This is a genomic window from Leptothoe kymatousa TAU-MAC 1615 (genome assembly GCF_018739865.1).
Classification (GTDB): domain Bacteria; phylum Cyanobacteriota; class Cyanobacteriia; order Phormidesmidales; family Phormidesmidaceae; genus Leptothoe; species Leptothoe kymatousa.
Map to the genome: position 1 here is coordinate 513797 of NZ_JADOER010000004.1, position 19924 is coordinate 533720.

General features: G+C 49.7%; 13 protein-coding genes. 5 read left to right on the forward strand and 8 right to left on the reverse strand.

Features of this window, described 5'->3' with window-relative positions; translation table 11 throughout:
• Positions 1 to 32: 32 nt before the first annotated feature.
• The 4 genes from IXB28_RS04660 to IXB28_RS04675 all read right to left on the reverse strand — a co-directional run bounded on the left by IXB28_RS04660 (position 33) and on the right by IXB28_RS04675 (position 5121).
• On the reverse strand, positions 33 to 2237 hold the full coding sequence (locus IXB28_RS04660) for a phosphoketolase family protein (protein WP_215617371.1): 2205 nt from the start codon (positions 2235 to 2237) through the stop codon (positions 33 to 35).
• A 188-nt stretch (positions 2238 to 2425) separates the two neighbouring features.
• The gene (locus IXB28_RS04665) at positions 2426 to 3640 is read right to left on the reverse strand and encodes an NAD(P)/FAD-dependent oxidoreductase (protein ID WP_215617372.1); all 1215 of its coding nucleotides are present in this window, start codon (positions 3638 to 3640) and stop codon (positions 2426 to 2428) included.
• Positions 3641 to 3868: 228 nt separating this feature from the next.
• Positions 3869 to 4087 carry a DUF2811 domain-containing protein gene (locus tag IXB28_RS04670; RefSeq protein ID WP_215617373.1) on the reverse strand — a complete coding sequence of 73 codons (219 nt, stop codon included), beginning with the start codon at positions 4085 to 4087 and terminating at the stop codon, positions 3869 to 3871.
• A gap of 842 nt (positions 4088 to 4929) precedes the next feature.
• On the reverse strand, positions 4930 to 5121 hold the full coding sequence (locus tag IXB28_RS04675; RefSeq protein ID WP_215617374.1) for a hypothetical protein: 192 nt from the start codon (positions 5119 to 5121) through the stop codon (positions 4930 to 4932).
• A gap of 864 nt (positions 5122 to 5985) precedes the next feature.
• Between IXB28_RS04675 and IXB28_RS04680 the strand changes: the two genes are divergently transcribed.
• From IXB28_RS04680 to IXB28_RS04690, 3 genes are all read left to right on the forward strand, one after another.
• On the forward strand, positions 5986 to 6702 hold the full coding sequence (locus IXB28_RS04680) for a GGDEF domain-containing protein (RefSeq protein WP_215617375.1): 717 nt from the start codon (positions 5986 to 5988) through the stop codon (positions 6700 to 6702).
• 991 nt (positions 6703 to 7693) lie between these two features.
• On the forward strand, positions 7694 to 7861 hold the full coding sequence (locus tag IXB28_RS04685; protein ID WP_215617376.1) for a hypothetical protein: 168 nt from the start codon (positions 7694 to 7696) through the stop codon (positions 7859 to 7861).
• 1132 nt (positions 7862 to 8993) lie between these two features.
• Entirely contained in the window at positions 8994 to 11591 is a 2598-nt protein-coding gene (locus IXB28_RS04690) for a beta strand repeat-containing protein (protein ID WP_215617377.1), read from the forward strand.
• Here the strand turns inward: IXB28_RS04690 and IXB28_RS04695 are convergent.
• The 3 genes from IXB28_RS04695 to IXB28_RS04705 all read right to left on the reverse strand — a co-directional run bounded on the left by IXB28_RS04695 (position 11588) and on the right by IXB28_RS04705 (position 16728).
• Positions 11588 to 11848, reverse strand: coding sequence for a hypothetical protein (locus IXB28_RS04695; protein WP_215617378.1), 261 nt, complete (start codon positions 11846 to 11848; stop codon positions 11588 to 11590). The two genes, IXB28_RS04690 and IXB28_RS04695, sit on opposite strands and share 4 nt — an antisense overlap.
• Positions 11849 to 12246: 398 nt before the next feature.
• Positions 12247 to 15318, reverse strand: coding sequence for an efflux RND transporter permease subunit (locus IXB28_RS04700; protein ID WP_215617379.1), 3072 nt, complete (start codon positions 15316 to 15318; stop codon positions 12247 to 12249).
• A 114-nt stretch (positions 15319 to 15432) separates the two neighbouring features.
• Positions 15433 to 16728 carry an efflux RND transporter periplasmic adaptor subunit gene (locus tag IXB28_RS04705; protein ID WP_215617380.1) on the reverse strand — a complete coding sequence of 432 codons (1296 nt, stop codon included), beginning with the start codon at positions 16726 to 16728 and terminating at the stop codon, positions 15433 to 15435.
• Positions 16729 to 16840: 112 nt separating this feature from the next.
• Here IXB28_RS04705 and IXB28_RS04710 point away from each other — a divergent pair, with 112 nt between their 5' ends.
• Both IXB28_RS04710 and IXB28_RS04715 read left to right on the forward strand, forming a co-directional pair.
• Positions 16841 to 17386 carry a PadR family transcriptional regulator gene (locus IXB28_RS04710; protein ID WP_215617381.1) on the forward strand — a complete coding sequence of 182 codons (546 nt, stop codon included), beginning with the start codon at positions 16841 to 16843 and terminating at the stop codon, positions 17384 to 17386.
• Between the two features lie 423 nt (positions 17387 to 17809).
• A complete protein-coding gene (locus tag IXB28_RS04715; protein ID WP_246559608.1) occupies positions 17810 to 18529 on the forward strand; it encodes a phycobilisome rod-core linker polypeptide in 720 nt (239 codons plus the stop codon).
• A 119-nt stretch (positions 18530 to 18648) separates the two neighbouring features.
• Here the strand turns inward: IXB28_RS04715 and IXB28_RS04720 are convergent, their stop codons facing one another.
• The gene (locus IXB28_RS04720) at positions 18649 to 19893 is read right to left on the reverse strand and encodes a flotillin family protein (protein ID WP_215617383.1); all 1245 of its coding nucleotides are present in this window, start codon (positions 19891 to 19893) and stop codon (positions 18649 to 18651) included.
• Positions 19894 to 19924 lie beyond the last annotated feature (31 nt).

Consider the following 19924-nt stretch of genomic DNA (forward strand, 5'->3'; position numbering starts at 1 on the left):
AGTCTTTCAATAATACAAACTTGCAGTTGAAATTAACCTAATAACAGCGCCTGGCTGCGGGCTGTGATTGCTTCTGCCGTTAAGCCATTGAAAGCAAACAACTGTCCCGCACTGGCTGTGGTGTCACCCCGTTTCCACGCCAGCACATCGCGACGAAGATTGCTGCGTAACATAACGGGTTCTAGCATAGCGCTGGAACCACCAGTCACACCCAATACAACATCGCCGGCAAAGAGCGCATCGAAGTCAGCGTCACTTAAGAAGGTATCATCCCCTTTGCGACAGGTTGCCCAAGCCACATCGCTGGACCGATAAAGACGACGTGGGCTCACAATGCCGACGACCTTAGAGCCGATGCCGTCTTTGGCTAAAGCGGCTGCAGCTTCTAGAACGGGCAATAGCATCATGTCGCCAACCACTGCAAAGACAACGGTTTTCTCTCCGGGCGTTTCTTGTAACACAATGGCCCCCGTTTCGATGGCGGCACGGGTTTGGGCCAGGGTGGTGCGAATGGGGAGAGGAGATTTACTAGCCGTAATGGTAATTCCTTTATTGCTAGTGTTTACGGCCCACTCATAACAGGCTTGGATGCTGTTAGCATCCACCGGAAAGAGGGGAAACACATTGCCATTGCGCATCATGGCGGCGAAGTAGTTCTCAATCTCAGGGCGCTGGTGGGTCCAGCCATTCCGGCCTTGCTCTAGGGCCCCGGCGGTAAAGAGACAAATGGTGGAAGGGGTGTCACGGCGTAATTCTGCCATGGCTTGGGTGACGGTTTGCCAAATGGGTAGGCCGTTAATGGCAAAGGATTCGTAGGAACACCACAGGCTACGACCACCAAATAGGGCTTGGGCCGCCGCCATCCCCGCACAGGCATCTTCACTCAGGGGTTCATATACCTGACCGCCAGGGCCTTGGAAATACAGTTCATCTGGGGTGGGGTGAACGATCTTGAGGGCCTGGTTGATGTTGTTGATGCCGGAGGCCGCATTGCCATCGGCGTTGGTTACAACAAAGTTGGAGTCCTGTTGGCCCACATACCCCACCAGGGCACCCATGGCTGTGGTGGCCACCTGTTTGTCGCCCCCGACAGGAAATTCGTTTAGGGGCAGAGTGCCAAGATCGGCCAGGGGGAGTTCGGATTCTGTGACCGCAGTGTTGACGTTGGGGCCACCGTTGGCCCGCTCAAAATTGCTACGGACTAATTCCCACCCGGCGGTGGGTAGGGCTCGAGTTTTAAGGGCTGCGGCAATATAGTCTTTATCGAGGGTGTCGCCGGGGTAGAGGTTATGGGACTTGGCCCCACGCTTGTGCACCCCTGCCCCTTTGAGCTGTTTGACGATGAGCACCGTTAAAGTGCCCGAGAGAGCTTGTTTGGCTGCTTTATCGGTGGCTTCTAACAGGGCCTGGGTAAAGGCCATGCGCTGTTTTAGGGAAAAGGCTGTGCTATCGACGTAGGGGCCTGGCTGATTAGCATCGTCGTAATCCTTGGCATCTACCAAAATCACATCTTTAAAGCCGTTGCCCTGCCAATAGGCAACCATGGCTTCGTTAGATTGGGTGGACACCATGCTGTGGTGTTCCTGGGAGAATCCGTTCCATACCAAAATGGGGAGGAAATTGGTGGATTGGGGATAGGCCGTGGTGAAGTGGCCTATGCTGCTTATGATGTAGGGTTCTCCCAAACCACCATCCCCAATGGTGACTGGGAAGAGGGTGCCGGGGTGCAGCTTGGCACCAGCCATGGCAAAATGTTGTCCCTGGCCTAAGGGACCGGCGGGATTTAGCAGTCCTGGGATTTGTCCAGACAGGTGACCCAATAGACCGTCGGTTTCGCGGAAGCGATCGCACATCTGACGGACGGTGTTAATTCCCATGGCTTCTAGGGAGCGATCCAAAAAGACCGTACTGTAAAAACCAGGGGCATGGTGGCCCACTTCGGTAATCAAATTTTTATAGCCCAACATCACCAGCGCGGCGATGCCATCGGCGATACTGGCAAAACCACCGGGGTGGCCGGACTGCTTGCTTGCTGTCATTTGTAGCGTTAAATAACGCAGCGCATCGGCGGCCAATATTGTTTGGTAAACGGCTTTCGGATCGCTGGGGGATGGGATTGCCTGATCCCCTTCACTAATGGCAGCCGACTCCAAATAGGGCATCACGTCGCTGGGGGCTTCACTGAAATATTGAATCCCTTCACAGAATGCCGGAGCAGCGTAAGCAGTTGCCGTCATGGTTCTAAAACCCCTGAATTAAAGACTGGTGAACAGTGGATCCGTAAAGCACCCCACATCGAAGTTGAATCATAGCTTATTTTCTATGGTAGTGCTTGCAACCATAGACAAAAGCATCGTTCACTACAGAAATCCTAATTCCATGACAAACCAATGGCAGCCCGCTACCATTGAGGCATTCAAATTATTTAATTGGCGATTGGGGTTTTGGGGGTGGATGCTTGCGAAAATCTTGTCACCTGCATTTTGTCTAGGAGACCATCGGAGTCGTGGGAACTGCGGCAGACCCAGCGGGCAAATCGTTGGGCGATGGGCAACAGCATGGCAAATGGACTGGTAAATCCAGCAAATATATGCAGCCCATCCACGCCGGGTAAGGGACCTAGCAGGGGTAACCCATCGCGACTGAAGGTGACTAACGAGTGTCGCCATTGGCCCGGTGCATGGGCGAGACAAGGGAGCTGCTCCGTGATGGCCTGCCTCATGTCGGCTTCACTTGTGGCGACATCAACCGGGTTGGGGGCAAGGTCGGTGCGAAAGCGGCTAATTTGCCCAATGTAGGTGGTGCCGTCTAAAAACTGCACCACCCCTGAATCTAAAATCGGTGACGCAATTTCATGGGGCCCCCCTTCCCATAGATGGTCGGTGTTGGCGCTACTGGCGGTGTGTTCTGCCGTAAACCGCTGGGCCACAGCGGGCATGATTAATGTCTGTAGGTGGGCGTCCACCTTTGGTAAGGTGACCATCTCTGCATGGGTGTGATAAAGCGGCACCCTCAGGTTGTTACTGCGCAAGAGTTGGCGACTGTAGCCACCGGCGGCGACAACGATATTGCTGGCGGCATAGGCTTGGGTGGCGGTCAAAATCCCTGTAACTTTATTTTTTATGGTGACTAGGCCTGTAACGGTGGCCATCATTTGTTGTCCACCCAAACGTCGAAAAGCTTGATTAAGGGCCGAGAGAGTTTTTATGGGGTTGACATGACCATGTTTGACGGTAAATGCGCCCCCTAGGTTGGCCATGGTCAGCTGGGGTTCAAGACCTTTGGCCTCTGTTGCGGAAATAAGCTGGGGTGCGATCTCAAATTTATCATATTGTTCCACTAAGCTCGTCCCATCAACCTCCACACCAAACGTCAGCAACAAATCGAGTTCTCGAAACTCTGTCGTCGCCCCTAACTCTTCCGACAACTGTCGATGACGCTCAATTCCAAGATCACAGAGTGTTTGGGTGATCGGATTTGTCCCAGACCAATAGGCAATTCCCCCGTAGCTACAGCGGGTGGCACTGTCAGGGTTGCCATCATCCACCAGCAATACCGACAGTCCTTGGCAGACCAGCTCATAGCTTAAAGCCGCCCCCGCTAGACCATTGCCGATTACGATCCAATCAAACGTATCCATCCAACTTCCTACCGCTGTTACCCCAAAGCATAGTAACGCTTCTCACCGTAGGAAATAGCTCGTAGAACCGTTCTATATGCTATGGGGCCAAAATTAGCGCGCAGCCCATGGCATCTCCCATGGCATTAGGCGACCGACTTAACCCTAAAGTGAAGCCCCTGACCTATCCATAGATCAGGGGCTCGCAATATGCCAGATAGTTACGTCACTATCTACAATCGTCTATCCCTAAGCGGCACAACCAAAGAGACTGTCGAGATACAAACTATTCACCTGGGCCTGATTGACGCCATTCTGCATTAGAAACAAAGAAAGTGCAGCCTGCATCATCCGTTCTTGACTCCACATTTCATGGGTATCTAAATAATCCTGCATCGATAAGTGGAGGGCTTCGGGAATTTCGACCATGAGGCTAACAGTGGTCTGACCTGTTGTAACTGGAGGCATTGGATCTAAAGCTCCTTCAAAACATAAACACAAGCCGTTGCCAATTGAGAAAATGGAATGTCCGCAGAGCAAGCTGCGTAGCTATGTCGTGCAGACAAAATCACACTGGAGTTAGCAACGTCCATAAAAATCTAGTGCCTAATAATTCTCCTGACCGAACATGTCAACAAGCGTGGTAGAGCATCCTGAACGCAGTGCAACAAGGGAAAATTACTAGGTCACTTGGGTGAGTGGAGTTTTATTGTGCAAGACCCGATGGGAATTAGCAACGGGCATTAATCTTTAGATTTTCCTAACAACTTTTTTTGAAGTACGAGACAATCAGGCATGGACAGTTCTTTTCGTTACATCCATTTACGTACCCACCATGATCCCCACTACCTAAAAGTTTTCCACAGAAGTAAAAAAAATCCCGAGGCTTCGTTAATTTCTGGGGAGAACTTACGTTTACCTGTGGAAAACGTGAGGAAATCTCTGGGGAAAAACTATCGAAATATGAATAAATGTTTCGTTTGCTGCGATTGCCAGCCTAAACTCCATGTGATCAGGCCTTAGGTCCTACTGAGTAAGGGGTTCAGTCTATGGAAATACTGTATGTATCCTGGTCGGCTTTAGCTCTTTTGTTGCGAAATATTGCAATCGACTAATTTTCTTGATCACTCAAGGAGGGGCAGCTGGTGCCGCAATGCGTAAAAAAATCCCCTGGCAAGCTGCTAGGGGACTAGGGTTGTGCTGTATTAAAAAGCAAGACCTTAATAAAGATGCTTGTTTGCCTAAGTAGGCGGCTGGTCGAGATCGATTCCTGGCGTTTGAAGGCTGTGTTCGCTTAATACTTAAAATGATTACAATTCTTCCGGCACGCCAAACTTTTCAGCTAGGGCTTCAATAATCACGTCGGTCATTGTCACCCCATGTAACTTTGAGTGTGCAACCCACCACTGACGCCAACTCAGGGGGACTTTAATGCATAAATTGGCTTGTTTCTCCTCCATGGTTTCTGAAGAAGATTTTGATTTCTGCATTTGTCTATTCATGGTGATGGTAGTTAAAAGTGCGTCTGGAAATACTAATCCTTCCTTGAACTATCTCGGTTGAGTTCAGAGACTAATTTGGGGAATGACTCAATCTCCAAGATCGATAACCTTGCTGCCTATGGCAGTCAGGTGCCTTCCGAAGCCTTGCCAAGGCTAGTTTCTGTATCAACATCAAGGAATAAACTTACCCATCGAAAGTTATCAATATTAACGAACGTCAACAGGCTTGATCCTCAACTGACAGTGATACCACTGAACCTAGCTCGTGATTCAAAATGCTAATGCGAGTCTGAACAAAGCACAGAACGAGGCATTCAGTCAAAAAACCAGAATTTATATTACCTACCCATGGCGCTGTTGAGTCACCGTAAGTTTTCGTATTTACTTCACGTCCTATGCGGTCATCTATTCGTACATTTACGGGATAAAAAGCGTTGCTGACCTACGCAAGCTATGGTGCACCATGGCCTCTCTTTAGGAACTTTCAGGGCTGTTTTCGTAGTGGTTTGAGTAAAAACCGCAATAAACCAAAAAGCCAGAAAACCAGAAAACTGTAAATCAACTGATGTCGTTATGGCGAGACATTATTTATCCTAAGTTTAAGTAGAGCGCAAGGCCGATTCAACATGATGGGGTGGTGATAGCCCCCCATCCGTGTCCTTGCACTACTGGGGGACGTGGGGGAGTTGCTTTAGCAGAACCGCATGCCATGACCATAAAAGGCTGTATTGAACAATTGTGGCAAGCCCATACCTGTAATGGTATGTCGCTAAAATCAGCAGCTGATATAGGTTTTGTTTAAATGTGTTTGGCATAGGCAACAGTGTGCATGTGACGGGCAGGAATGTGGAGGAATCAGCGATCGTGGTTTCGTTAGCTATACATCAAACAACAACAGAATTTAAGGCAATAACGGCTAAGCAATTTTTAATCCTCAAAAAAATTAAACGCTATAGTCGTGAACGTCTTCGTCTAGATAGGTTTGTCCGCGCGCTTCCCCATTCGCCACGAGCTCGACAGCAAGACGTTTACCGATTGCAGCGGGAGATGCAAGAGCTTCGAAACCACTGTGTAAAACTCCTAGAGGAGAACCAGCGGTTAGCCTATGAAGTAAACCACGATAGTCTTACGGGGCTATATAATCGTCGATATTTTGACAACTATTGTCCACAGGCCTGCCAAACCGCTGCGGCCATGGGGCATCAACTATCACTCTTAGTGCTGGATATTGACCATTTTAAGGCGTACAACGATACCCATAGCCATCAAGCCGGAGATCAATTGTTGCAGAGGCTCGGTCAGTATTTGTTGGCGCAGGTACAAACAGCTGAAAATTGTGTTGCCAGATATGGTGGCGAGGAATTTGTAGTGGTGTTGCCTCGACATGATTTTGCTGCTGCGTATGCCATTGCCCAAACTATTCAGACTATTGTTAGTACATTCAATATTACTGTGTCCATTGGAATTGCCTGTTATGGTATTGATGGAGCAACACCTAAGGATTTGTTCTCCTGTGCAGATCGACGTCTCTATGCAGCTAAACAAAATGGTCGAAATTGCATTGTGGGGTCTATGGAATAGGCCCACACCTATAAATTGTCGCTGATACTGTGTGATCTGTTGCACAAGCTTGTATGACACAGCTTACAGCGTATGTGATTTTTGCTGGTATGGCACTCTGTTTTCAATAAGAAACCCCTGTGGGCCTATGGCCCACAGGGGTTTCGGTTTAGTTATAGAGGGTTCAGAATAAAGGGGTCAGTCTAGATATAGGGTTAGGTATAGGGGGTAATGCAATAAAGGTTTCTGTCTATGAATCTACTATAGGCAACGGGGGTAGAGGTGTCTCTGTTTGGCAATAATACCTATGGTCTGCTCACACAAGCATCAATTTTTGGGTGATTGTGCTGATGATCACAGCCAGGGATTGTAAATAGTTAGGCGCCACCGTACATTTACTGCACTTTTGTAGATGCAAAGGTACGTCTTCGGCCAAGTGGCTGAAAAAAAGACAGATTGTGTTGCTGACCTATCTACTCAATTCTGTGTGTTAATAACAGCTTTAAACTCTTTAGGGAATTAGTCTCGCTGCTAGCACTGAACTTTATCTACAAGCTCCACAATTTCCTAGATGATTTAGCGGAGCGGCACTGCTTTAATGGATACAACGCTTTTCAAAGCTCTTTGAGCTAAATCCATTTGCCGCTTGCTGTTAAGAAATGCTGGCTTAATTAGGAGGATATCGTCATGGTGTCCTGCTGGTTCGTGGTCGGGTGAGAACATTCATCAAAAGTTTTCTCAATCTTTAGGCTCCAGCGCTTTTTTGGCAACGGCTATTATCCATTCATGAGGGCATCCAAAATGCAAAATAATCAATCCAATACTCAAGCTCAGAAACCATCTCAGCCGCTTTGGCAAACACTGACGACCGCACAGCAAGAAATCATTAAAGGCAGTGCAGGTCCTCACTTTAGACAAGGTATCCCCAATCGACGTGGTTAATTTGAAGTCCTGGCTTGATGTCGTTCCAAATTTGATGGTTCAGCGGTTCTAATTTACGAGACTCAAAAAAATGAACAATAGTCAATCCTCTGCTCAGATGCAGGGCAAATCTAGTCAGGCCCAAGCCAAACCTGCCAAGTTTTGGCAGCCATTAACCGTTGCCCAGCAGGAAGCTATGCAAGGTGGATATCGCCATGGACGTCCCATTCGGCGTGGTGAGGTCCCTACTTATTATTAATGGGTTTAGGGCGAACAGCTTAAAACTCTTCTAAAGTCTGGTTTCATATTCCCTGTATAAGGTTATTTAAGATGCAAAACGATTCATCTTATGCTCCATTAAAGAGCATGTTTTCTAAATCCCAAACCATATCCCAATCTCTTTGGCAACCGCTCACAGTCGAGCAGCAGGAAGTCACGAAAGGTGGATATTCTCGTGGAATTATTATGCCGCCAAATCGTCGTGGGACTCCTGGGGGCCATTAGAAAAGACTTAAACTGGCTGCTTTGGACTTATTTGTTGAGGGGGGGCATTCCATCGATAGTTCTTTGAAGTTATGGGATTAATTAAGGGCTTGTTAAAAAATAAAATCATGACCTTGTTCCTTGACATCATGGCTTAACAAGCCTTTTAGAACTAAACCATGAAGTAGTTTCTTAACAGATCCTAGCATGAACAAATAGCCAGCCCGTTCAACGAACTGCCTCCTCTGGTACTGCGTTCCAAAGGGGGCAGTCAACTATTCAGGGTGATACATCATCTCAGTGGTCTTGCAAGGGTGCACTTTATCTAGGTCATCTACGTGGATGATTTTGCTTTATTTTTTTGTTTTTTACAACACCTAACTGGCCATGCGAAACAATCAAGACATGTCTCAAGCTGAAAACGCATCCGATAGCCTTTGGCAGCCGCTCACAGTTTCACAGCAGGAAACTACCAGGGGTGGTTGCTGTTGGCTCAGATGGTTTTATTCGCAGTTATATATTCGTCGTGGTTAATTCTTGCTTAACGTGAGGCCATAAGCCTGGTTTCGTGGGTTCAAATGGCCCATTTCTGGTGTTTTTGTGGTTCTCGTGACGTTTTTAGAAACTCTCGTGGCGAATTTGTCATGCTACCTAGTCGATTGTCTTCTTTTCGTCGATTGTGTTTGTTAGGGGCAATTGCCCTTTGACCCATAGCGCATGAGGAATTGTGATTCGTTATATCAGCGGCTGTATGGAAACATTCCGTGCAACCGCTGTTGTTTGTTGGCTTGCTTGCCAACAAGGGCACTTTAGGTAGAAATGTCTATCTGACTTTGAGGCTGGAGCCTATGCGACTCTACCAAGCTTATTCTAGATGGCGGGCATGTCTAAGTTTTATAGGCGTGTTAATGATAGCTAACCCTGGCTATGCACAAACTCAAGTCTCAGGGGATGGCACCGTTGGCACGTTGGTCAATGGTGCGTTGTCTTCAGCTTGCAATACGGGTGTGTGCTCCATTACGGGAGGCACTACCGTTGGCAACAGTCTATTCCACAGCTTTGATCAATTTTCTCTTCAGGCTGGTGATCAAGCTCAGTTTGAGAATATAGGGGTCGATGCTATTTTTAGTCGGGTAACGGGGGGCATCTCTTCGATTGATGGCATTATTAGTACGACTACGACGGCCCCGACAGATATTTTTCTTCTAAATCCCCAGGGGATTATTTTTGGTGCTAACGCATCTCTCAATATTGGCGGTTCTTTTCTGGCCAGTACGGCAGATACTATGGTGTTTGATAATGGTGCTGCATTTAGTGCCAGTAACCCCACACAGCTAGGTGGTCTTTTAAGCATTAGCACCCCTGTGGGTTTGCAGTATGGTACCAATCCGGGGGGGATCGAGCTACAGGGCCCTGGACATCAAATGAGCCTATCTCCTTTCTTTGAGTTTGTGCGCACGAACCGACCTGATGGTTTACGGGTAAATAGTGGAGAAACCCTTGCACTTTTAGGCGGTCCCGTTACGCTCAATGGTGGCAATGTGACGGCCTTTGGTGGCAATGTTGAGCTTGCGAGCGTCGGTGGCAATAGTGTGATTGGGCTGCAGCAAAACGATTGGCAGTTTGACTATGCCCAAGCGGCTAATGTGCAAGATATTACCCTGGGCAATGCTAGCTCTGTGGATGTTAGTGCAGCGGATGGTGGCTCTGTAAATGTCCGTGCTGGCAACCTATCTTTGGTGGATGGCTCAGTCATTGCGGCTAATCTGCAAGGTCCAGGTACAGGGGGGGGGATCACGATTGAAACCGATAGCATTTTGGTGCGCGATCGCAGTGGCGACATCAAAAGTGGTTTATACAGTGATGTGGAATTTCCCGCCACAGGTCAGGGGGGGGATCTCACTATTCAAACCCAACAACTTTCTGTGCTAAATGCCGGTGAACTCTCTGCAAATACCTACTGGGACGGCAACACAGGTAACGTCTACGTACAGGCCGATACAATCACCATGACCGGCGAGAGTTTTATTGTTTCATTTGGTGATTTTGCCGCCTTTGGTAACACCGGGGATGTCACCGTGACAGCCAACATCATTGACCTGCGAGACGGTGCCCAAATTGCCACGACAAACCTTGGCGCTGGGGCCACAGGTGTGATGCGGGTGAATGCAGATCAACTATTTTTCCAGGGGTCTAGTGCTGATGGCATTACCCAAAGCGGTTTAGAGTCCATAGGCCGCATTAGCGATGGTGGCACCATCCTTGTTGATGCAGATACTATCCAAATGTTAGATGGCGGGTTGATTGCCGCCAGCACCTTTGGCAGTGCCCCAGGGGGAGATATCACCATTAGCGCCAATAGCCTAAATGCCACTGGGGGTACCCCCAATGGCGGGCCCAGTGGTGTGCTTAGTTCTGTGTTGCCCAATGGCATTGGCGATGGTGGCAACGTCTTGTTAATGGTGGATCAAATTAGCTTAGCCGATGGCGCTAATGTGGGGGTGAATACCTTCGGCGATGGCAATGCCGGTAGTCTTACCATCAATGCCCAGACCATTGACCTTGCCGGGGCGGCTGCAGACGGCCGCACCGCGATATTAGCCAATGCCATTGAGGGGAGTGGTAATGGTGGAAATATTGATATTACTGCCCAGCAAGTGAATATTCGCGATGGTGCAACGATTACCGTGGGCAACTTTCAAACCGTGGGTAATGCAACTCCAGGGCAGGGGGCACCGGGCAACATTACCTTGGTGGCCAATGGGTTGTCGCTCAATAACGATGCAACAATTGAGGCCGATACGATTGCCGCCAATAACAACCTAGGTAATATTGTATTAAATTTAGACACCCTGACCTTACAACAGGGGAGCCGCATTAGCACCAATGCCCAAGGTAGTTCCACGGGGGGAAATATTACCATTGATGCTACTATCGCCCTGATTGCAAAAGACAACAGCGATATTTCCGCCAATGCGCAGCAGGGGGCAGGGGGGCGCATTGTGGTTAATGCCAGCCAAATTTGGGGCACCGAATTTCGGCCCCAGCTCACCCCAGACAATGACATTACCGCAAGTTCTGACCTCGGGCCTAGCTTTGGGGGCACCGTTGAGCTAAATACCTCCTATCTTGAACCTACCCAGGGGGTGGCGACACTGCCCGCCGCAACGGTAGATGCTGACCAGCAAGTCGCCCGCCAGTGTTCGGTTGATGATGCCAATTCGTTGGTCGTTAGTGGTCGGGGTGGGGTTGCCGATGACCCCACCCAATCCCTCAGAGACAATCATGTTTGGGCGGATTTGCGCCTGCCTGCCCCAGGTCTGTCCCAGGTAAGTGCATTGCCGGACTCTGTAACTGTTGCCGCAAACCAGCTTGCTCCCTCGGAGGGCGATCGCCTGGTGGAGGCCCAAGCACTCGCCATGGAAGATGGACAGATACAGCTAGTGGCATCAACACAGAGGGAAACCAGTTTTTCAAAAGCAGTAATCTGTGGTGCCGAGGCTTAATACGCTAAGTCGTCCACAAAGATTTCTTCTTCGAGATAAATCACTTCTTCCTTCAGGTAGTCTCCTTCAAAAAAGTCGTCTTCTTCCAGGATGACTTCTTCATCAAACTCGATCTCTTCTATAAGGAATTCTTCTTCAAGGTAGTCTCCTTCTAGATATTCTTCTTCGAAAAAACCGTCTTCTGGGTATACGTTTTGAGCGGCAGTAGGCGAAGCGACTAACAGGGCTATAGCCAGTGCAAATATGATGTGTTTCATAGTTGGTTTCTTAAATGCTGTTGATCGGTAGATCCGTGCCTGATGTATACCAAATCTAAATTCAACAACTTAGATAAAAACTAGATAAATCTGTAGATTCAGCGCCTTCTAGTTCCTCGCTGATGGCTGATAGCATTAACCAGGATTGCCGTTGCTGATTTAGAAGATCAATCGGTCGGTCAACTATTCACTCTTTTGGAATTTATCGGATAATATTATCGAGAGAATGAGCAACGCCCAGAATTTTATCTAAGGTTATTCATCAGAGTACCCTGAGATATTTGTAGACTAACCTGTAATACAAAAAACAATGGAGATTGTTGTTCCCCTGTGGGTTTATAATTGTTTACATTGAAATTCTTGGGTTAGGTGTCACCACTACTGACGAGCTGATGACGTTAGGCTAAATTTTTTGTAGCAGAACGATGCAGCAGCAAATGAGCCGATGGAATAAAGTACAGTGCCAACAGCGTTGCCCCACTTAACCCGCCTGCAATAGAAATCGCCAACGGTGGCCAAAACCCAGTCGAGTCCAATAAGAGTGGCGTGAATCCAATAATTGTGGTGACTGTGGTAGCGACCACATGGCGTGTTGCCTTAACGACGACATGGCGTGTTGCGGCGGGGTCTCCTTTGCGCGCCAGCGGATCATCACGGAGGGCGGCTAAAACAACAATTGAATCATTAATGGCAAGGCCAATTAAGCCTAATGTTCCGAGGATAGCCGTAAAGCCAAATAGCGAGTTGAACAGCCACAGGGCCATGGCTGCTAGACCTACTGCCGCTATGGCAACAACTGCGAGCAACCCGGCGAGGGCAAAGGAGTTAAATGACAACACCAGGGTGGCTGTCATCAGAACCATTAAAACACCCACGGTGGATAACAAACTCCCCACCGCTGAGCCCCGGGCATCCGCTTCACCGCCATAGCTCAGGCGATATCCTGCGGGTAGCTCGAAGTTTTGTTGTGCTAGCGCTGTTTGGAAATCAGCTAAAACACTGCTGGGCAGCGAGCCAGCGGTCAGAAATGCTTGGACCGTATTTACCCGTTGGCCGTCTGTGCGGGCAATCGTACTCAGTTCTGGTTTGAGCTCTACGGCGGCTACGGCAGAAAATGGAATTGTCGTGCCAGTGGGGCTGAGTAAATCTAAGGACTCAATGCTGGGTAGGTCGCCCCGCTCGGTGGTTGGTAGCTGTACCCGCACAGGAATGTTTTCCGTATCTTCGAGAATAGAGCCCCCGAGCTGTCCATCGAGCAGAGTGCTGAGTTGAGCGGCGATGTCACCATTGCTGAGACCCACCCGCTGTGCCGCCACCTCATCTACGGCTATGGCTAGTTTGGGTGACAATTCTGTCAGCGTTGCCCGTGTGTGGGTAACATTGTTGAGCTGGGATAAGGTTAGCCGTAAATCGTTGCCTAGGGTTCTTAGGATTTCTAGATCTGGCCCATACAGGCTAACCTCAATGGGGGCATCAAATGGGGGCCCTTGTTCTAGCTGTTTTACTAAGATTTGGGCATCAGGAAATGCGGCATCCAGCTCGCTCTGTAGGGTGCGGATGGTGCCACGCAGGTCGTCTGTGGAGTTTAGTTGGACAATACCCTGGGCATATTCAGCCGCGTTGCGACGACTGCCCACGACGTTATAGAAAAATGTTGGGGCACTTTTGCCGAGAAACCAGTGGATATCTTGGACCGCTGGATGTTGTTGAATTAATTCGCGAATGGCTAAGGTTTCTTGTCGGGTGGTTGCGATCGCACTTGCAGCCGGACGTTCCACTTCAATCTGAAACTGATCGCGGTTGGTGGGAGGAAAAAACTGTTGCGGCAGGCTAGCAAATTGGATAAACCCCACAACTGGCAACACCATGGCCACCAATATCCCTAGAACTGGCCGTCGAAAAACGACCCTAAGACTGCCCTCATAAAGGCTAGCCAGCTTCGGATTAGACCACCCTCCCATGCTCCAGTGTTGCGATTGGGGCCGTAACGGTTTCCAACGATACACTAAACCTGCCAAGGCCACGAGCACGGTTAGCGATAAAGTGAGTGAACTAAGCAGGGCCAAAATAACCGTCGTGCCAATGGTGCCAATAAATTCTCCTGTGCCCCCAGGGGAGGTGGCAATGGGCACAAAGGCCAACACCGTTGTGAGCGTCGAAGCCAGTAGCGGCACCGCCAAATGCTTCACGGTGGTAGAGACAGCCTCAGCTGGGCGGCTACCATTTTGCAGATGTGAGCTGACCTCATCCACCACCACAATGGCATTGTCAATCAGTAGGCCCAACGCAATAATCAGCCCGGTAACTGACATTTGGTGCAATGGAATGCCCAACACCTTCATGCTGCCAAATACCATGAGCGTTGACAGCGGTAATGCTAGGCCAACAATCAGGGCAGATCGCCAGCCCAAAACCACGAGCGATATGCCTATTACCAACAGCGAACTCAGCAGCAGGTTGCCAATGACGCCATTTAAGCGCTCTTGCACATACCGACTCTGATCCAGCACAATGCTGATCCCTAACCCGTCGGATAGCTCCGCTTCAAATTCTTTTAGCGCCTTTCTTGCCTGGTGGGCCCATTGGTCTACGCGATAATCAGATTCCACCGTTGTCGCAATCACAATGGCTGGTTTGCCCGCCACCAGGGCCAAATCAGACACCGGATTTTGGATTCCCTTTTCTACCCGGGCAATGTCCCCTAGCTGGGCGATTTGGCCCTCGGTGCCTAGCCGGATAGGAATGGCCCGAATCCGATCTAATGAATCCAGGGCGCTATCGACCTCAAACAAGAGTTCGGTATTGTCCCCTTGCAGTTCTCCGGTAGACACCTTGGCATCACTGGCCGCAATCTGTTGCGAGAGCTGTTGCGCACTGATGCCCAGCTGGACTAAATCCGCCTGGCTAATTTCCACGCGAATCTCTTCAGCGGGCTCCCCAAATAGTTCCACACTGTCGGTGCCTGGCAAGTTCCGCAGGCTGGCATCCAGACCCTCTGCCACCCGTCGTAAAATCGTATAGTTGGCGGGGGTGTCTAGGTCCCACGTCAGACCCACAATCATGGCACTGGCCTTAACCTCTGAATCCTCATAGTCTGGGCGGCTCGCTTCAGCCGGCAAGGCCGGAATGACATCGTCAATTTGGCTGCGCACCCTGGCCCATACTGGCTCCACATTGGCGATGGTTTCCTTTAGCTCTACGGTGACGACAGATAGGCCCGGACTGGACGATGACTGAATTTCTTCAATTGCTTCAATGTCCGCTAGTTCTTCTTCGATTTTGTCTGTGACTAGAGACTCTACCCGCTCGGCACTGGCCCCCGGTAAAACAGTGGTTACCGTTGAGACACGCTGCACAATTTCAGGATCCTCTAGTCGGGGTAAGGAGAGAAACGCCGATAGGCCCCAAACAATTACTAAGGTGAGGGTCAGAAATAATAACTGACGATTTCGGAAGAACAGATTAAACATAAAAAATCTGGATTTTGTAGAGTTTTTATAGGGCACTAGTTAACCAATCAAAACTCGCTTCACTCGCCTGAGTTTGGCCTCCATGCAGGGAGACCTGTTCGCCTACCCCTGGGGCTAATTTTGCACTAATTGCCCCGGCACCAAACGATGTGCCCCTCCGGTAATCACTTCTTCTCCCGTCTTTAGTAGCCCCCTGACAAACGCCCTATCCCCGTCTGTGTAAAGTACCTCCACCTCCCTCCGGCTGACCTGATGAAACTCTTCATTGGCCGCTTTAGCGTCACCCAGTACATAGGCCGACCATAGCCCCCGTTCCCCGGCCACCAAGGCACTGGTCGGTAGCCAATATCCCAGTTCGTTTTGTTTCTCTGGTAGGTTCCACCGTGCTGTTGCCCCCACAATGGGTTGTGCGTCAGCGGACAGCGTCACCACCACCGTTACCGTTTGGCTAGCGTCATCTATTTCGGGTAATAGTGCCGTGACGTTGCCTGGGTAAGCCTGACCGTTCACTTCAATCACTTGAGCGCTGCCGGTTGTAATGCGACTGGCCAATGGGCTGGGGACTCCAATGCGGGCTTCAAGGGCTTGGTTTTCTACCAAACGCAGCACCGTTTGCCCTGGCCCGACCACCGCACCTTCATCCACCATGCGGGCTGAGACTCGACCATTAAAGGGGGCATAGATCACACTTTTGGCAATGGACACATCCATATTTTTTAGCTGTGCATCAATTTGTTCTACTTGGGCATCCTGGGCCGTAATTTGTTCTACTCGGGTGCCCGTATTCAGCTCATTTAACTGGCTGGTGGCCTGGCTCAGGCGACTTTCTAGGGCATTGGCACCAAAGACAGCCTGGTCTCGTTCTTCTAGGGAAATGGCACCTTTGAGGTATAGCTCTTCCCGGCGTTTCTGTTGTAGCCTTGCTAGATCTAGCTGAGCTTGTAAATCTTCCACGGCGGCGGCGGCGGCAGAAATGTCTTCCTGGCGAGGCCCCTGTTCTAATTCTTGAAATTGGGCCTGGGCCTGGCGACGTTGGGCTTCTAGCTGTTGTCGTTGGGCTGCCAGATTACGGGTATCGAGTCGGGCTAGGGGGGTACCTTGGGGGACGGTGTCGCCATCTTCGACGAAAACTTCCATCAGGGTGCCGGTTTGCTCAAACCCTAAATCGCTGCTGCGTCGGGCAACGATGGTGCCGGTATAGGTGCGTTCTACCTGGTATTGGGTGACTGGTTTGAGTACTTGGGTTTGGACGGGAAGCGGAGACCCGGTGTCCTCTGCGATCGCAGAGTCAGAGCGAAAGCGTCCTAACCATAGGGCGGGCACGGCCAGCATCGGCAGCAACCACAGCCATTGTATGGACCGACCGCTTTTGCCCTGATCAGACCTGGAGTCGGATGTTGGGGAAACCATGGCATCATATCCAAAAGGTTGATATTCAAATAGTTGATATTCAAATAGTTGAATATATGTCCGTAGCGTATACTCAACAAGTTGGATATGTCAATGTGAACTTGCAACGCCTATGGCCATAGCCCATACCATCCTTGCGCTGCTTGCCCAGCGACCCAATAGCGGATACGACATCAGCAAACGTTTTGATGAAGGATTAAGCTGCTATTGGCAAGCGTCCCAGCAGCAGATCTATCGAGAACTTGGCAAAATGGAAGTCCAGGGCTGGGTGGATTTTGAGAAAGTGCCCCAAGCTGGCAAGCCCGATAAAAAGGTCTACAACATCACCGATGCCGGATGGGTAGAACTGACTCGTTGGTATGCAGAGCCAACGGAGCCGACTCAAATCCGTGAGGATTTGCTGGTCAAGGTGATGATTGGCTATAAAGTGCCTCGGAAACTGTTATTGCAGGAGCTACACCACCGTCAGGTGTTACATCAGTCTCAGTTAGACGACTATCGTGCCATCGAAGCGGCCTGTTTAGGAGAGCCCGACCCTTCGGTGGAAATGCAGTTTAAGTATCTCACCCTCAAGCGCGGCATTGCCTTTGAAGAAAGCTGGTTGCAGTGGTGTGATGATGTGCTTAATTTTTTAAAGCAGCACGATGCTAATCCGTAGGGAAGGAGACCGCAAAGGCGGAATGCGGAAAGAAGCGTATATGCCGCATCTTGAACTGCAAATGCTTGAAACACATCGTGCGTTGTGTTGATGGATTAGGTGCTGCCTTAGGACTGGCGCGATCGCAAACGCTGCAACGAGACCAAACGATTTTGGCCTGTGGGTTCTCGTTATACTTCTTTACGAAAATATGAGGGTTTACACCAACGTTAATCATTTGCTAAAGACTTCCACGCTCAAATACTTTGGAGCCTGAACGGCCTTAGATAGGCCTCTGTTTTCTGAGAAAAAAGCAACATATTGAAACAAATTGAGTAAATATACTTATCGGTTTGCAGGCTGGGGTCAGTCAATCAAATACAATCTTTTGGACTATAAAGCTCAATGAATTTCAGCTTGTCCATTTATAAAAGTCAATTCAAAATGCAAACTCTTGCCAATAATAATCAGGTTATCCCCGTATCCACCAATGGCTTTATTCGTCTAGAAAGCGGTGATACTAGCGGCATTAAGACGTTTACGAAAATGGATAAAGTCGACTGCCTCCAGGCGGTCTATCGTCGTCTTTTCAAAGACAATCGCAATATTGACTTCCATCACAATGAGTCTCTAGATTCTGCCTACCTCAATGGTGAAATCACCACTCAAGAGTTAGTTCGTGAGCTAATTTGCTCCGATATGTTTATTAACTATATTCTGGCTACTAACAGCAACTATCGCTTTGTGCAGCTTTGCTTTGAGCGTGTGTTGGGGCGCCCCGCCATTCAGTCCGAAACGTTCCAGTGGAGTTCTTTGTTGGCCTCCGAAGGAATTCATTCCTTTGCCGACAAGCTCACGACTTCTGATGAGTACATGGCTGCTTTTGGCGCCTATCAGGTGCCTAGCCGTCGTTCTATCAAGCTATCTTCTAGCAATCAGGATCTGCCTGCCCTACCCAAAGAGCTCAGCATCAAGCGCTATCAGGGTGAAGGTAATCAAGCGCAGTTTAGCTTTGTGGGTGCCGTCAATCCCCTATGGGAAGGCAACATGCCCCCTGCCATTATTCGCAAGCTTGGTGCCGTTATCACCGTTGCTGGTGTGATCGAAGTGACTCGTATTTTGCTAACGGTTGCCGCAGGGGCCGTCACCGCTGGTCACATGTAAAACGCTTGATTGCGGTTTACATCGTTTTCTGAGTAAAAAAGGCCGGTCCATTGACCGGCCTTTTCTTTGGCTATGGCTGGGTGTGGCCTTTAATGGGCTTGGCCTTTAAGGGCTTTGAATTATTTCCCTTCCGGTAGCTGTTGGTTGTTGCCAAAGTTGTTGACGGCGCTGGCAAGGTCGAGGCCAGTACTTTGTTTCAACTGTTCCATAATTGCGATCGCTTGCTTTGCGCCACCGCTAGCACCATCGATCATGGTCACATTCTGCACCTCCACATCCGGCACCGTAGAACTCAACGTCTTCAGCAATACTTCCAACTTTTGCAACAGGAAAATATCCCGTGCATTCTCTCCCGCAGCCCGCCAGGACTCCGCCAGTTTCTTAGTACCTTCCGCCTGGGCCTTGCCATCCTCAATAATCTGAGCGGCGTCACCCTTGGCTTCAGCCATGGCCCGCTTGCAATCCGCTTCAGCCGGCGCAATGACGTCTGCCTTAAGCTGCTCGGTCACCTGCTTGATGCGCTCTTGTTGCACCGGAATCTCAGACTGAAAGCGCACCAGCTCAGAGGCAATCTCCGCTTCCACTTCAGCGACAACGGCCCCTCGCTTGGTTAAAGCATCCTGGATCCGACGTTCCGCTTCCGCTTCGGCAATGCCCGTATCCCGCGAAATGCGTCGCACAGAGGTTATTTTTTCATTTTCTGCGGTTTGAATGGCAGAGGCTGCCTGCGCTTCCGCTTCGGCAATGCGGGCATCTCGCTGGAGCTGGGCCTGCTGTTTACGACCGATGGAATCGAGGTAGCGCACATTGTCAGAAATATTTTGGATCTGCAGCGTATCTAGCACTAGGCCTAGCTTTTCTAGATCCTCTTCGGCTTCATCCAGCAGGCTTTTGGCAAAAGCAATTTTATCTTCGTTGACCTGCTCGGGGGTTAGGCTGGCAAGGACACCGCGTAGATTTCCTTCTAGGGTCTCCTTGGCAATCTTCTCAATCTCTTTTCGACTCTTGCCCAAGAGTCTTTCGATGGCATTGTGGATGGCGGGCTCTTCCCCAGCGACTTTGATATTGGCGACGCCATCCACCTGTAATGGGATGCCGCCCTTAGAATAGGCGTTGGCCACCTTTAGCTCAATAATCATATTGGTGAGGTCCATGCGTAACGCCCGTTCCACCAACGGTTTACGGATGCTACTGCCGCCTTTGACTAAGCGGTAGCCCACTGTTTTTTGCCCTCGGCGTTGCTGGCCCCCGGCAAAAATGAGCACTTCATTGGGCTGGCAGATGTAGTAAAGGTTGCGAATGATTAGGGAGATCACACCAGTGCCTCCCCCGGCAATCAGCAATAAAAGAAAGATAGCTGGCATTAGCGTGTGGTCTCCAAAAGGTTACGAATCA

Coding starts and splice junctions, on each gene's coding strand:
- IXB28_RS04660 (WP_215617371.1), bottom strand. CDS start 2,237: ATGACGGCAACTGCTTACGCTGCTCCGGCATTCTGTGAAGGGATTCAA.
- IXB28_RS04665 (WP_215617372.1), bottom strand. CDS start 3,640: ATGGATACGTTTGATTGGATCGTAATCGGCAATGGTCTAGCGGGGGCG.
- IXB28_RS04670 (WP_215617373.1), bottom strand. CDS start 4,087: ATGCCTCCAGTTACAACAGGTCAGACCACTGTTAGCCTCATGGTCGAA.
- IXB28_RS04675 (WP_215617374.1), bottom strand. CDS start 5,121: ATGAATAGACAAATGCAGAAATCAAAATCTTCTTCAGAAACCATGGAG.
- IXB28_RS04685 (WP_215617376.1), top strand. CDS start 7,694: ATGAACAATAGTCAATCCTCTGCTCAGATGCAGGGCAAATCTAGTCAG.
- IXB28_RS04690 (WP_215617377.1), top strand. CDS start 8,994: ATGATAGCTAACCCTGGCTATGCACAAACTCAAGTCTCAGGGGATGGC.
- IXB28_RS04695 (WP_215617378.1), bottom strand. CDS start 11,848: ATGAAACACATCATATTTGCACTGGCTATAGCCCTGTTAGTCGCTTCG.
- IXB28_RS04700 (WP_215617379.1), bottom strand. CDS start 15,318: ATGTTTAATCTGTTCTTCCGAAATCGTCAGTTATTATTTCTGACCCTC.
- IXB28_RS04705 (WP_215617380.1), bottom strand. CDS start 16,728: ATGGTTTCCCCAACATCCGACTCCAGGTCTGATCAGGGCAAAAGCGGT.
- IXB28_RS04710 (WP_215617381.1), top strand. CDS start 16,841: ATGGCCATAGCCCATACCATCCTTGCGCTGCTTGCCCAGCGACCCAAT.
- IXB28_RS04715 (WP_246559608.1), top strand. CDS start 17,810: ATGCAAACTCTTGCCAATAATAATCAGGTTATCCCCGTATCCACCAAT.
- IXB28_RS04720 (WP_215617383.1), bottom strand. CDS start 19,893: ATGCCAGCTATCTTTCTTTTATTGCTGATTGCCGGGGGAGGCACTGGT.